A 13,044-nucleotide genomic window follows, 5' to 3' on the forward strand; every position below is an offset into this window, starting at 1 on the left:
TCGTTAGTATGTGAGGCACCGTCCGTCTCCTCATGTCTGCGAGCCTACCGATGATCGACGCGCTTTCCCCGCTCTTTGCCGGTCCGATGGTTGCCTATCGGGACCTGATCACTACCAGCGCTCAGGCGCAGGCAGGTGGCGAGTCATCGCTGGACCGTGTCGTGCCGGCACGTGATGTGCTCAGCCCCGGCTGGCTTTCGGCCTGCATCGCCGCACATGGCATGCAGTACGAGGGGCAGCAGGGCGCGGAGGCACCGGATGAGCGGGCACTGCTTTCCCAGTGGTCCAAGTACCTGTTGTCCTCGATGGTATCGTTGCCACTGGCGGCCAATCTGCTGCTCGACCATCAACTGCCGCTGGAGCTGCGCCATCTCTCGCTGCGCCTTGGCGAGCATGGTGTGGTCACCCAGCTGATACTCGATGACGCGGCAGGTCAGGGCGTCAGCCTCACGGCGGATATCGCGGCGGCAGAGGAAGAGGCGCGGCTGCAGGTGCGCTTCCAGGGCTATCTGGCGAATCTCGAGGCCGTCATTGAGCGCCTCGTGCCGCATACCCCGCTGGGCCCCAAGGTCTTCTGGAGCAACGCGGCACATTACTTCGTGTACATCGTCGGCATGCTGGAGGAGCAGGGGTGGGTCGCGCAGGCCGCGCCGGCACGCCAGCTGATGGCGACCAGGGTGCTGGCGGACGGGCGGCGCAATCCGCTGTATCAGCCGGTCAGCGAGGTGATGGACCGCCATGGCGAACGGCATGTGCCCCGCAAGGTATGCTGCGTGCGTTACCGTATCGAATGCCTTGGCTATTGCAGCAATTGCCCGCTGGCCATCGAGCGTCCCGCGGCACGCCGGGCCCAGGCGCGCCGAGTCGACCAGCGTGCCAACGCGCGTGGGGCACTGATCGGCAGTGACCTTGGTTGAGCAGTGACCCTGGTTGAGCAAAGCCATGGCTGAGCCGCGCCTCGTCTGGCGGGCCTTCGCTTATCGCACTTGTGGCTCTCGCAGCTCTCGCGGCTCCCACCGGATGGTGGTGAGTTCTCGCCGTGGACGTCCTCCCATGGGTGTTTTCCAAGCACAGGACGTCTGCGGTGGGCAAAGTTGCCCGAGGGTAGCCGCCTGTCACTGCGCCCTCTGGTAAGATGGCGGGCCCCGTCATTGCCTGGTATGTCGTCATGTCCTCCTCTTCGCGCCGCCCACGCGGTGCTTCCCCGTCCAAGTCCGATGCCTCTTCCCGACACGATTCGCCCGCCAGGCGGCAGCCGGCCTCCCGAGGGAAGCCCGCCACCTCCAACGCGGCGCCCGTCAAGGTGATGCCGGCCCGCAAGGGAGAGCTGCACCCGCGCAATCCCCATCGGGGGCGTTATGACATGTCGGCGCTGACTCGGGTCAGCCCGGAACTGGCGGCCTTTCTCATCACGACACCGGGCGGCAACGCCTCGATCGATTTCTCGGACCCGCTGGCCGTCAAGGCCCTCAATCGCGCCTTGCTCCGTCATCACTACGGGGTGAGCGACTGGGACATTCCCGCGGGCTATCTGTGTCCGCCGATTCCCGGCCGGGCCGACTATCTGCACTATCTGGCGGACCTGCTGGTCGAGGCCAACGGGCGGGGGCAGTTGCCCCCGGGGGAGCGAGTCAGGGCGCTGGATGTCGGTGTCGGTGCGAATGTCATCTATCCGTTGCTGGCCAATCGCAGCTTCGGCTGGCAGATGGTCGGCAGTGACATCAGCGCCACGGCGCTGGAATCGGCCCACCGCAACGTGATGGCCAATGTGGTGCTGCGTGGTCAGATCGAGCTGCGTCTGCAACGGGATCGGCGTGCGCTCTTCGCCGGGCTCTGGGGGCAGGCGGAACGCTTCGATCTGGTGCTGTGCAATCCACCATTCCATGCCAGCGAAGCTGACATGGCGCGTGAGGCGCAGCGCAAATGGCGGGGGCTGGACAAGTCGCGCCAGCAGCGCGGCAATGCCTCGCGCAAGGGCAGGACTCGCCAGGAGCGGGCTGGTGACGACAGGTCCAGGGTCGACAGGTCTCGCAGACACAGCGCCCAGTCGGCACCCGCGCTGAATTTCGCAGGTCAGGCGGCCGAACTCTGGTGTCCGGGAGGAGAGGAAGCCTTCGTGACGCGCATGGTCAGCGAGAGTCGTGACGTGGCGTCGCGCTGTCTGTGGTTCAGCTCGCTGGTGGCGCATGCCAGCAGTCTGCCGGGGATCAAGCAGGCACTGGCGGCAAGCGGTGCCAGCGAGGTGCGGGTGATCGAGATGTCCCAGGGACAGAAGATCAGTCGCTGTGTGGTCTGGTCATTCTTGACGCCTGCCGAGCGCCGGCAGTGGGGGCGGGACCACTGGCAGAATCACGACTGACCTTGACGCCGGCTCTCGCCGAGGCCTTTGCAGCATAGTCTACGGCAGCATCATGGACCCTTGAGAAAGCCCTCGTCGCCCCGCGCGACGGGGGCTTTCTGCATTGGCGGGTGTCATCTGAGCCTCACTTAATGCTGTCTTAATGGTTCGCGCGCAGTCTCTGCTGCAACGCGCGGCCTGCCTGCCCAGATCAACAGGGGCATCGGCAACTGGCCGTCATGTTCTCCGCCCCATCCTCGCCAGGAGCCGTTCCATGCCGTCCTCAACCGCAATGCCCACCCCCAGCTCACCGCATGTGTCAGCGCAGGAGGATTCCTCGAGCGAGGGAATTTCGGTGCTGATACCCGGGCGTGATGAGCGAGACAACCTGCCGAAGCTGATCGCCGAGGTGCATGCGGCACTCGCCGGTCGGCGTTACGAGATCATCGTGGTCGATGATGGCTCCAGCGATGACAGCTGGCGTTGGCTCACGCAGGCAGCCCTGGAAGATTCGCGTCTGCGTCCCTATCACCATGACACTAGTTTCGGGCAGAGCACCTCTTTGTGGCAGGCCGCACGTCTGGCGCGTGGCGAATGGCTGGCGACCCTGGATGGCGATGGCCAGAACGACCCGGCAGACCTGCCGGACATGCTGTCACTGGCCAGTCTCGAGGGGCTGGACATGGTGGCGGGGCATCGCACCGAACGCCGCGATGACGCCGTCAAGCGCGTGTCCTCCCGCCTGGCCAATGCCATCCGCCAGGCGCTGCTGCATGACGATACGCCGGATACCGGCTGCGGCATCAAGGTCACACGTCGTGACATCTTCCTGCGTCTGCCGTATTTCGATCACATGCACCGTTTCCTGCCTGCGCTGGTGCGGGCACAGGGCGGCAAGGTGCAGTCCTTGCCGGTACGCCATCGTGAGCGTGTCGCCGGGGTTTCCAAGTACGGCTTCTTCGATCGATTGTGGGTCGGCATCAGCGACATCATCGGCGTGATGTGGCTGGTACGTCGCTCGCGCCTGCCCTCGCCGCTGCAGAATCTCTCCGGCAATGCCGTCAGTGAGACGCTGTCGCCGCTGGAGGTCGCGCTCCATCCCGCCTGCAGAAGTCGCGATGTACCGGAAGTCGGCGAACATGCCGCCAGAGACATGCCGGGGATCGATACCGGCAGGGCGACTGGGGCGGTCGATCTCTCTGGCATCGCCACACCTCACGCCGGCGTGGCGCGGGGAGCACACTGATGGATGTCAATCCGTGGTGGGTGGCCATCGGCTTCGGTGGTCAGGCGCTGTTCTCGGCGCGCTTCATCATCCAGTGGCTGGCCAGCGAGAAGGCGCGTCGTTCCATCGTGCCGCGCGCCTTCTGGTGGTTCTCGCTGGCAGGCGGCATGACCTTGCTGGCGTATGCCATCCACCGCCAGGACCCGGTGTTCATCGCCGGCCAGGGGGCCGGACTCCTCATCTATCTGCGCAATCTGAGCCTGATCAAGCGGGACCGCGCCTCACGCCAGCAGGCGGCCAGTGACGATGCATCGAGCGTCGAGAAGCCCACCGCTTCCTCAAAGGCCTGCGAGCCGGAGGGCTCACCCCTCGCGGCCGGCGACAGTCGGCTGCGGGCCGAACACGCTCGACTCGCGGAGGAGAATGCCCGGCTCACCCATGAGGTGGCGCGACTCGAGGCACGAAGTGCTCGGCACAAGGCATCGTGCGCATGACGACGATGCTTCAAGCCCGTCTCTATCAACGCCTCGCCCGCCACCCCTGGTGGAGCCTTGCGCTGCTGTATCTGCTGGTGTCGGCCATCGGGCTCGGCATGCGCATGCCCTGGCCGGCGGATGAGCCACGCTTCGCGCTCAACGGTCTCGAGATGTGGGTCACTGGCCACTGGTGGCTGCCGCATCGCGGGGGAGAGCTGTATCCCGACAAGCCGCCGATCTTCATGTGGCTCAGTGGCCTGGCCACCGGCGTGAGTGGCGACATTCGCATCGGCTTCGCCTTGCCGTCGCTGGTCGCCGGGGTGGTGACGCTGGCGCTGAGCGTGGACCTGATCCGTCGCCTGCACGGGAAGCGCGTCGCCTTCATCGCCGGCCTGTGGCTGATCGCCACGCTGCAGTTCGTGCTGCAGGCACGTACCGCGCAGATCGACATGCTGGTCACCGCCTTCATCATGCTCGGCTGCTGGGGGATGCTGCGCCATGCACTGCTCGATGATGGTGTGCGCTACTTCCATCTTGGCTGTTTCGCGATGGGGCTGGGCATCATCACCAAGGGAGTCGGCTTCCTGCCGCTCCTGATGTTGCCGTTCTGGCTGCTGGCCATGCGCCGAGCGTCGCGCTGGCGCAGTGGTGGCCAGCGTGCCGGTCAGCTGTCCTGGCGTGAGCTGTTGATCGGGCTCTGCTGGTTGCTGGCAGCACCACTGGTCTGGGTCGGGCCGATGCTGGTGATGTCGCTGCTCTCTGCCGACCCGGAGCTGGCAGCCTATCGCGACAACATTCTGCTCAAGCAGACCGCCGAGCGCTACGCCGACAGCTGGCACCACCTCAAGCCCTGGCACTACTTCCTGACCCAGGTGATTCCCTGGGCGTGGATGCCGCTGCTGTTGACGCTGCCCTGGTGGCCGAAGGCTCTCGCCACCCGCTTGTGGCGTCGTGATCTACGCGTCTGGCTGCCGTTGAGCGGTGCGGTCTTGATCGTGGTGTTCTTCTCGCTGTCCCCCGGCAAGCGGGGCGTCTACCTCCTGCCGGCGCTGCCGCTGCTGGTGGTCGGCCTGGCGCCCTTGTTGCCCGGCCTGTCCAGAAAGCGGCATGTCGCCTGGCTGGCCTTCGCGCTGTGCGCGGGACTTGCCGGCATCTTTCTGGGCGCGGCACTGCTGGGGGCCGCTGGACTTCCGGCATTGACGAGGCTTGCCGAGCAGGAAGGCCTGGTGCCCTGGGGATGGTGGGGGCTTCTGGGTGGGGCTGGCGTGGCGCTGTGCGCGTGGTGGAAACCGCGCGGTGGCCTGCTCGCGCTGGGCAGCTGGCTGGTGGTCTTCTGGGTCCTGTGGGGGACCTGGGGCGCGCGACTGATGGACCCGGTGCGCAATCCGGCGGCACTGATGGCTCAGGTCGCCGAGCAAAGTGATCACCAGGCGCTGGCGATCCCTGACTTCCGGGAGCAGTACCTCCTGCAGGCGCGCCAGCCGCTATGGCACTTCGGCTACAAGACGTCGGAGGCGGACCAGTTCTCGCGGCTGTATGCCTGGCTGCAAGCGGCGCCGCAGCATCGCTGGGTCCTGATGACTCCCGGGATGCTCAAGCGGCATGCCTGCCTGGAGGCAACGCAGGCCATCACGCTGAGTGAACCGGATGAACATTGGGCTCTGCTGCCCGGAGGAGCGGCGCTGGCGTGTCGTGGTGATGCCGATGCCGCGCCGATGTATCTGGCGCCGACCTCGGTCTCCGAGGAGGCGGCGCGGTTGATCGGTCTCCCCGGGCGCCATGACGTGATGACGGAGGCCTGCCCATGAAACGTCAGACACCCCGCTCACGTGTGATCAAACGCAGCGAGACGGAGCCCGCCACCCGGGCTGGCCGCTGGCGCAAGGCGATGGCGCTGGCCGAAAGCGCCGTCAGCTCAGGGGCCAACCTGTGTGCCAGCGAGCGGCTGTGCTGGGCACTGTGGCTGACTTTGCTGATGGCAGGAGCGCTGGCGCGACCCTATCTGCCCATCGATGAAACCCGCTATGTCTCGGTGGCGTGGGAGATGTGGCATTCCGGTCACTGGTTCGTCTCGAGCATGAATGGCGCTCCCTACGCGGACAAGCCGGTGCTGTTGTTCTGGTTGATCCACGCTGGCTGGGCGGTCTTCGGAGTCAATGAAGTCTGGCCGAAAGTACTGATGCCGCTGGTCAGTCTGCTGGGGATCTGGCAGCTGGGACGCGTCGCTCGCACCCTGTGGCCGGTGGCCGCGGGGGAGGGCGATGAATGGCAGGTGCGTGAGCAGTGGGTCTCTCTGACCCGCTGGACGCTCGCCGGTTGCCTGATGTGGATGCTCTACAGCCAGGCCTTGATGTTCGATGTACTGCTGACCACCTGTCTGCTGGGGGCGCTGCGGCCCTGGTGTTCGCCGCTGGGGGCTCAGCCCTTGCCTTGGAAGGCGGTGGCGGAGAGTGGGCTGTGGCTGGGACTTGCCCTGCTGGCCAAGGGGCCGGTGGCGCTGTTGTGGTTTGCTGTGGTGGTCGGCTCGCGCCCCTGGTGGACTCAGGCGAAGGCCCGCCAGGTCTGGGCCGGCGAGTGGCGCGGCTGGGGAATGAGTCTGCTGCTGGGTCTCGTGGTGCTGTGCGTGTGGTTGCTGCCCGCCGTCATCACCGGGCCGGCCAGCTACGTGGAGGACCTGCTGTGGGGGCAGACGGCGCATCGGGTCGTCGCCGCGCAGGATCATGCGCGGCCGCTGTGGTGGTATCTGCCATGGCTTGTGGTGTTGATCTTCCCGTTCAGCCTGCGCCCGCGTTTGCTGCTGGAAGGCTTTCTGGCCTCGATTGCCCAGCGGCCGACGGCCGAGCAGCCATTGCTGAGGCTGGGACGCGTCTGGGCGCTGAGTGGCCTGCTGATCTTCTCGCTCATCTCCGGCAAGCAGGTGCATTACCTGATGCCGCTGCTGGTGCCGCTGAGCCTGTTGCTGGCCTGGGCGGCGCTTCGCCAGCCACCGGCTCATGGGGCGCTGCGGCTGCTGGCGATGACAAGTGGTGGACTGGGCGTTGCCAGTCTGGCACTGGCGGTCATCGTGATGCCGTCACTGGCGCCGACAGGCCTTGCACGATGGTCGGCGGACTCTGCACTGGTGGCCTCAAGCAGTACCAGCCTGTCGAGTTTCCTGGCTGGCGCAGGCTTGCTGGCATTGATGTCAGGTCTGTGGCCGTCCAGCGCGACGTCTGGGGCAATCAGTGCGCGTCAGGTGTCGGGTGAGCAGACCCGCCACGACGGCGTCCTGATTGCGCAGCGCCGTCTGGTGCTGGGCAGCGTGTTGCTGGTGACCTGTCTGTTGAGCCTGACATTGCGCCCGCTGTGGCCGCGTCTGGATCAGACCGCCATCGCGCAATGGATCAATGGCCGACAGCAGGCTGGCCAGCAGGTGGCTGTCGTCGGCTGGGACTATCAAGCGACCTGGCAATTCACCGGCCGTCTGACCCGGCCACTGGAGACGCTCACGCGGGATGCAGGGTCGCTTAGCGCCTGGCAGGCGGCGCATCCGGATGGCTGGCTGGTGATCGAGGCGGAGAAGTGTCTGCGTCTGCCAGGCACGCAAGGCCCGCTGGCCGGCATGCGCGACTGGTGTCAGGCGGCAGCGGATGGCAAGGCGGATACCTCACGGATCTTCCATCAGGGACGCCATCGAGTGATGACGATTCCCGCAGCGGCGTTGGGCGGCTTGCCGTCCGCGTCATCACAGCGGGACATGTCCGCGCAGGAGAGACAATGAGCATGAAGATTCTGGTCACGGGAGCCGCAGGCTTCATCGGCGCCGCGCTGTGCGAGCGCCTTTTGCAGGAAGGCATGCAGGTCGTCGGACTCGACAACCTCAATCCCTATTATCCGCTGGCGCTGAAGAGGCATCGTCTGGCGCGCCTCGAGACGCTGGCCAGCCAGTGTGCGGGAGAGTGCGGCGATGGCCGCCGGCCGGGCAGTTTCCGCTTCGTGCCGCTGGATCTGGTCGAGCGCGAGGCGTTGCTCGCCTTGATGAAGGACGAGGGCTTCGAGGTGGTCGTCAACCTGGCCGCCCAGGCCGGGGTGCGGCATTCCATCAGCCAGCCCTTCGATTACGTCGACAGCAATCTGGTCGGCTTCGTCAACCTTCTCGAGGCGTGCCGTGCCGCGCGTCCGAGTCATCTGCTCTACGCCTCCAGCAGCTCCGTCTACGGGGATGACGCCGCTCAGCCTCTGCAGGAAGCCCAGGTGGGGGAGCGGCCGCTGTCGCTGTATGCCGCCACCAAGCGAGCCAATGAGCTGATGGCCTACAGTTACTCGCACCTCTATGGCATGCCGGTGACGGGGCTGCGTTTCTTCACTGTCTATGGCGCGCGCGGCCGACCGGACATGGCGCCGCTGAGATTCGCGCGCAAGCTGCTGGCCGGTGAGGTGATCGATGTCTACAACCGGGGGCAGATGGCACGTGACTTCACCCATGTCAGTGACATCGTGGAGGGCATCTTCCGTCTCATGCCGCTGCCACCCGCTCGGGTGTCCAGCGCGGCACCGTCACGGGTGCTCAATCTCGGCCGTGGCGAGCCCATCGCGCTGGGAGACTTCATCAACGGATTGGAAGCGGCGCTTTGCATCACGGCCCGAAGACGTCTGCTGCCGATGCAGCCGGGCGATGTCGAGCGCACCTGGGCTGACACCTCGGCACTCCAGGCGCTGACCGGCTTTCGGCCAGTGGTCAGTCTTGCCACGGGGCTTGAGGAGCTGGCCGAGTGGGCGCGGCACTATCCGTCGCTGCTGAGCGAGACGCAGGATGAGCGAGAGCACGAGGCGTCGGAAGCCGCGAGGGGCCTGACGGCGCAGCACTTGAGCACCTTGCGCGGCATGACGAGCATCAGACCGCCGGCATCGGCGGGGCTGGCCTTCAGTGCAGAAGCGCCCTTCAAGGCTTGACGGGTTTCCAACGCAGCGGGCCCCGCCACTGAGTGGCGGGGCCCGCTGCGTCCTGCTTCAGTCTGCCGACATCAGCAGCGGCCTTCGCAGTTGGCCGGCTTGTCGTTGGCGATGCGCCAGTCTTCCTCGTTGGCCAGGGTGGCCAATGGAGACAGCATCGCGAAGTCGAAGGGCGTCAGGCAGGTGTCGCGTTTCACGCGCTTGGGCCAGTCGTGATTGGCCAGTGCCGAACGCCCGATCGCGACCAGGTCGGCGTGCTCAAGCGCCGCCACTGCCTTCTCGGGGCTGTCCACGCCGCCATTGGTGATCAGCGTGATGTCTGACTCCAGTGCCTTGCGCGATTGGTCGGCAAGCGCCGTCAGGCTCAGCGAGCGCTCGTCAGCATTCGCTGCCTCGGGGAAGGCGGGTGCGGCGACATCGCCACCCGTCAGGTGCAGGAAGTCCAGGCCAGCCTCGATCAGATGCGAGAAGCGCGCACGAGCCGCGTCAGGTCCACCGGCCCAGCTGAGGTCCGGCTCGGTCACGGTGCCCTGCGACAGCCGCATGCCGAGTGGGAAGTCGTCGCCGACGGCCTCACGCACACTGCGGATCACCGCGAGCGGGAAGGCCAGCCGGGCAGTGGCATCGCCGCCCCAGGCATCGTCGCGCTGATTGAAGCGCTCACTGATGAACTGGTGGATCAGGTAGCCGTTGGCACCGTGCAGCTCGACCCCGTCAAAGCCAGCTTCCCTGGCCAGGCGAGCACTGGTGGCAAAGCCGGCGATGGCCTCGTGAATCTCCGATTCGCTGATCTCGCGAGCCAGCGGGAAGGGGCCGGAGCCGCCGTAGAAGCTGAGCATCTCGCCACTGGCCCGGCTCTCTGAGGGCGCGACCACCTCATCCTTGAAGCGGTTGTGCTGAGTCTGGGCGCCGGCATGCATCAACTGGGCGATGAGTCGGCCGCCTTGTTGATGCACGGCCTCGACCACCGGGCGCCAGCTGTCCTGCTGGGCCTGAGTGGCCAGTCCCGGCTGATTGGCGTAGCCCTGGCTGAAGGCCTCATCGGTGTACAGGCCCTCGGTGACCAACAACGAGAAATCGCCGCGCGCGAAATCGCGGTAGTAATCGACCATGTCGAAGTGGACCAGGCCATCCTCCTGGGCGCTGGTACGGGTCATCGGCGCGAGCACCAGGCGATTGCGAAGCTCAAGCTCGCCAAGCGTGTGGGCGGTGAACAGTGTCTTGGTGTCTGTCATGCGTAACTCTCCTGCGGAGATGACTCCGCTGTCGTATCCGGTCGTGGGACCTGCACTGACTGCGTACTGAACAAGACGGAAATCGATGCAGTGCTGGCGTCATGCAGACGCCGTGCAGTGGCCTTGAGGGATGATCGACGGATCATCTGTATGCGATATATCGTGCCTGCCGAGGTGGGGTGTCACAAGCGGGATCGCTGGAAGGAGAGTGTTGTCGTTTCGACAACTTGATTGCGTAATTGCCTGAATATCAAGGGATTTTCGTAATCACTTCACGGTTGCTGCATATTGTGGCAACGGTGTACTGCTTTCCATGCACATGCCCTTCACCCACGCATGTGCATGCAACGAAACAGGCCCCGCAACCAAGGGTTGCGGGGCCTGTTTCATCCGCGGGAATCGTGTCTAGCGCGAGGGCTCAGTCCGGGCGATCACTTGCCGTCACATTGGGCAGTCTGCTTGCCGCCGGAAGGTGGGCAGCCGAACCAGTTCTCGGTCGGCTTGGCCTGGCCAGTATTGGCATGTCGTCCCCCCTGGCTTCCGATATCTCCGCCGTCGAGGCTTTTCTGTACCTGACGCTTGGCCTCATCCTTGGATTGCTGGCTGGCCTCGGGCTGCTGGTGCTGCTGGTAGTTCGCCCCATTGTCGCGGGAATCATCAGCGGTACGCGTGGAGTGGCTGGTGGTCGGCTCGCCGTTCGAGGAGTGCTGGGAGGCAGCGGCGCCACTGACTCCTGTCTCGGTATTCATCTCGTCGAAGGCATAGGCCGGGGACAGGCTCAGGCAGCCCAGCATCACGGTAGCGATGCCGACACCGTAGCGCGTCTTGCGTGAAGTGCCTGCTCGGAAGGGCGAAGGGGTCGTGAATGACATGTCGAGTGCTCCTTTGGGGAAACGGCGTGGAGCATGGGCCAGGCCATTCCGTGAGCAAGTCAATGAGCGCTTGCTCGTTGTGCAAGAGACATCCAGCCGTTGCGCTGTACTGGACGCTGATGGAAGAGAGATCGGGGCAGATGACGAGAAATCAACTCTCGCTGACGTTCCTGCATCGCTGGCAGGTGAGGTGGCTGGCGTATCCGGTGGTCAGGGCGGTTATCTGGTGTCGGACCCTTGAAGTCGTCGCCTGGCATGACAATGTGATGGGGAGAGGGCAACGGCCCCCTGAGAGTTCACCCAGTCAAGGAGACACGCATGACGATCAAGAAAACCGGTTCCGCGCATTGGGAAGGTAGCGTCAAGCAGGGTAAAGGTACCGTCAGCAGTGAAAGCGGTGCCCTCAAGGATCAGCCCTATGGTTTCAATACGCGTTTCGAAGACGGCGCGGGTACCAATCCTGAAGAGCTGATCGGCGCAGCACATGCCAGCTGCTTCTCCATGGCGCTGTCGATGATGCTGGGAGAGGCAGGCCATGAGCCGAGCGCCATCGATACCCGCGCGACTGTGCATCTGGACAAGGATGACAGCGGTTTCAGCGTCACCAGGATCGCGCTGGTGACCAAGGCCAAGGTGCCGGGTATCAGTGACGCGGACTTCCAGGCGACCGCCGAGAAGGCCAAGGCCGGCTGCCCGATCTCCAAGCTGTTCACTGCCGAGATCACCCTTGAGGCGTCTCTCGACAGCTGAGACGCTCGCCAGCTGCCCTCGGCTCTTTTGGGTGAGGCGGCTATGGCGTGAAGGCGCATCCCCTCAGCAGGGGGTGCGCCAATGAAAAAACCGCCCTGAGGGGCGGTTTTTTGCGTGGTATCTCTCTTTCCATTTCTCTCTAGCCCTATCTCCATCCGCTTCCATTCCGGTCAGCGTTCGTCGGGCCTTTTCGCATCATCTGGCTCATCGGGTGGCAGTTCCTCTTCGCTGATCGCCCCGGCATGTTGCATGGCGTTGCGACGGGATTGCAGACGCGTCAGAGGGGTGCGACTGGGCGTACGGTACCAGCGGATGTTCTCGCGTGAGCATTGCTCGAGTTCCGCGATCACCTGAGCGCCAAGCAGCAGGATGATGGCGCCAACCTCCAGGCCCAGCAGCAACACGATCAAGGTGGCCAGCGAGCCATAGATGGCGCCCACGAAGGACAGGTGAGTGAAGTACCAGCTCAGCGCCAGACGAGTCAGCTCCCACAGGGTCGCCGCGACCAGCCCGCCGACCAGTGCACGGCGAGTGGAGACGCGTGTCTGGGGCAGGATCTTGTAGATGGCGCTGAACAGCCCGAACATGCCGACGATGCTGATCAGGTAGATCACTTCACTGCCCGCTTCGCCGAGGGTGACCTCGATACCGGTCAGCAGGGTCAGGGCATCATTCATCGCCGAGGCCAGTGCCACCAGCAGGGTCAGTGCCAGCAGGCCGGCCCCCAGTACCATCACGAAGGCATAGGGCAGCAGGGCCGAGATCCAGGCACTGCGTTTGCGAATCACCGGGTGCTGATGAAAGATCAGCGCGATGGCATCCTCCAGCATGCGAAAGGCCAGCCCGGCGAAGAACAGCAAGCCTCCCATCCCGATCCAGCTGATCACGTCACGGTTGTCCAGCAGCTTGCGCACGGCATCCAGCAGCACGTCCTCCTGCCCGGGTCCCAGATGCTGGACCTGGATGGCGATGATGCTCATCAGACGTGACTCATCGACCAGATGCGTCAGCAATACGCAGCTCAGGGCGAACAACGGCACGCTGGAGAGCAGGATGTTGTAGCCCACACCCCCCGCCAGCAGCACGCCACGATTGGCGATGAACTGGCCCAGCACCCGCCAGGCGAAGGCGATCAGGCGGGGGAGAAAGCGCAGCAGTCGCGCGCGCCAGGTATCGTCAGCCGTGTCCGGCATCAATGGCCTCCTGGAGTGTCGGT

At 65.0% G+C, this 13,044-nt stretch carries 11 protein-coding genes; 8 read left to right on the forward strand and 3 right to left on the reverse strand.

From position 1 onward, the window contains the following. Window positions 1–50 precede the first annotated feature (50 nt). The 7 genes from fhuF (at window position 51) to OW493_RS02800 (ending at window position 8,971) form a co-directional block, all read left to right on the forward strand. Window positions 51–917 carry a siderophore-iron reductase FhuF gene (gene fhuF, locus OW493_RS02770; RefSeq protein ID WP_289863153.1) on the forward strand — a complete coding sequence of 289 codons (867 nt, stop codon included), beginning with the start codon at window positions 51–53 and terminating at the stop codon, window positions 915–917. Between the two features lie 251 nt (window positions 918–1,168). After that, window positions 1,169–2,359 carry a 23S rRNA (adenine(1618)-N(6))-methyltransferase RlmF gene (gene rlmF / locus OW493_RS02775; protein ID WP_136938115.1) on the forward strand — a complete coding sequence of 397 codons (1,191 nt, stop codon included), beginning with the start codon at window positions 1,169–1,171 and terminating at the stop codon, window positions 2,357–2,359. Between the two features lie 253 nt (window positions 2,360–2,612). Next, window positions 2,613–3,584, forward strand: a complete 972-nt coding sequence (locus OW493_RS02780) for a glycosyltransferase family 2 protein (protein WP_289863154.1) — start codon at window positions 2,613–2,615, stop codon at window positions 3,582–3,584. Next, window positions 3,584–4,057 (forward strand): lipid-A-disaccharide synthase N-terminal domain-containing protein, encoded by a 474-nt coding sequence (locus tag OW493_RS02785; RefSeq protein ID WP_289863155.1) that lies wholly within the window; start codon window positions 3,584–3,586, stop codon window positions 4,055–4,057. Before OW493_RS02780 ends, OW493_RS02785 begins: the two co-directional genes overlap by 1 nt. Then, entirely contained in the window at window positions 4,054–5,847 is a 1,794-nt protein-coding gene (locus OW493_RS02790; protein ID WP_289863156.1) for a glycosyltransferase family 39 protein, read from the forward strand. Before OW493_RS02785 ends, OW493_RS02790 begins: the two co-directional genes overlap by 4 nt. Beyond that, complete coding sequence (locus OW493_RS02795) at window positions 5,844–7,799, forward strand: hypothetical protein (protein ID WP_289863157.1); 1,956 nt, start codon at window positions 5,844–5,846, stop codon at window positions 7,797–7,799. The genes OW493_RS02790 and OW493_RS02795 overlap by 4 nt, the downstream gene beginning before the upstream one ends. After that, window positions 7,796–8,971, forward strand: a complete 1,176-nt coding sequence (locus tag OW493_RS02800; RefSeq protein WP_347882038.1) for an NAD-dependent epimerase/dehydratase family protein — start codon at window positions 7,796–7,798, stop codon at window positions 8,969–8,971. The genes OW493_RS02795 and OW493_RS02800 overlap by 4 nt, the downstream gene beginning before the upstream one ends. A gap of 71 nt (window positions 8,972–9,042) precedes the next feature. Here OW493_RS02800 and OW493_RS02805 read toward each other — a convergent pair whose 3' ends face one another. Both OW493_RS02805 and OW493_RS02810 read right to left on the reverse strand, forming a co-directional pair. After that, window positions 9,043–10,206: an NADH:flavin oxidoreductase gene (locus OW493_RS02805; RefSeq protein ID WP_077372832.1), complete on the reverse strand. Its 1,164-nt coding sequence runs from the start codon at window positions 10,204–10,206 to the stop codon at window positions 9,043–9,045. Window positions 10,207–10,637: 431 nt separating this feature from the next. After that, the gene (locus tag OW493_RS02810; protein ID WP_279855693.1) at window positions 10,638–11,078 is read right to left on the reverse strand and encodes a hypothetical protein; all 441 of its coding nucleotides are present in this window, start codon (window positions 11,076–11,078) and stop codon (window positions 10,638–10,640) included. 318 nt (window positions 11,079–11,396) lie between these two features. Here OW493_RS02810 and OW493_RS02815 point away from each other — a divergent pair, with 318 nt between their 5' ends. Further along, on the forward strand, window positions 11,397–11,828 hold the full coding sequence (locus tag OW493_RS02815) for an OsmC family protein (RefSeq protein WP_077372838.1): 432 nt from the start codon (window positions 11,397–11,399) through the stop codon (window positions 11,826–11,828). A gap of 170 nt (window positions 11,829–11,998) precedes the next feature. Here OW493_RS02815 and OW493_RS02820 read toward each other — a convergent pair whose 3' ends face one another. Next, window positions 11,999–13,021 carry a YihY/virulence factor BrkB family protein gene (locus OW493_RS02820; protein ID WP_077372841.1) on the reverse strand — a complete coding sequence of 341 codons (1,023 nt, stop codon included), beginning with the start codon at window positions 13,019–13,021 and terminating at the stop codon, window positions 11,999–12,001. Between the last annotated feature and the right edge of the window lie 23 nt (window positions 13,022–13,044).

Source organism: Cobetia sp. 14N.309.X.WAT.E.A4 (assembly GCF_030397495.1).
GTDB lineage: Bacteria > Pseudomonadota > Gammaproteobacteria > Pseudomonadales > Halomonadaceae > Cobetia > Cobetia marina.

What these genes read in the sequence shown, in the direction of transcription:
- fhuF (WP_289863153.1), top strand. Translation starts at nt 51, where the DNA reads ATGATCGACGCGCTTTCCCCGCTCTTTGCCGGTCCGATGGTTGCCTAT.
- rlmF (WP_136938115.1), top strand. Translation starts at nt 1,169, where the DNA reads ATGTCCTCCTCTTCGCGCCGCCCACGCGGTGCTTCCCCGTCCAAGTCC.
- OW493_RS02780 (WP_289863154.1), top strand. Translation starts at nt 2,613, where the DNA reads ATGCCGTCCTCAACCGCAATGCCCACCCCCAGCTCACCGCATGTGTCA.
- OW493_RS02785 (WP_289863155.1), top strand. Translation starts at nt 3,584, where the DNA reads ATGGATGTCAATCCGTGGTGGGTGGCCATCGGCTTCGGTGGTCAGGCG.
- OW493_RS02790 (WP_289863156.1), top strand. Translation starts at nt 4,054, where the DNA reads ATGACGACGATGCTTCAAGCCCGTCTCTATCAACGCCTCGCCCGCCAC.
- OW493_RS02795 (WP_289863157.1), top strand. Translation starts at nt 5,844, where the DNA reads ATGAAACGTCAGACACCCCGCTCACGTGTGATCAAACGCAGCGAGACG.
- OW493_RS02800 (WP_347882038.1), top strand. Translation starts at nt 7,796, where the DNA reads ATGAGCATGAAGATTCTGGTCACGGGAGCCGCAGGCTTCATCGGCGCC.
- OW493_RS02805 (WP_077372832.1), bottom strand. Translation starts at nt 10,206, where the DNA reads ATGACAGACACCAAGACACTGTTCACCGCCCACACGCTTGGCGAGCTT.
- OW493_RS02810 (WP_279855693.1), bottom strand. Translation starts at nt 11,078, where the DNA reads ATGTCATTCACGACCCCTTCGCCCTTCCGAGCAGGCACTTCACGCAAG.
- OW493_RS02815 (WP_077372838.1), top strand. Translation starts at nt 11,397, where the DNA reads ATGACGATCAAGAAAACCGGTTCCGCGCATTGGGAAGGTAGCGTCAAG.
- OW493_RS02820 (WP_077372841.1), bottom strand. Translation starts at nt 13,021, where the DNA reads ATGCCGGACACGGCTGACGATACCTGGCGCGCGCGACTGCTGCGCTTT.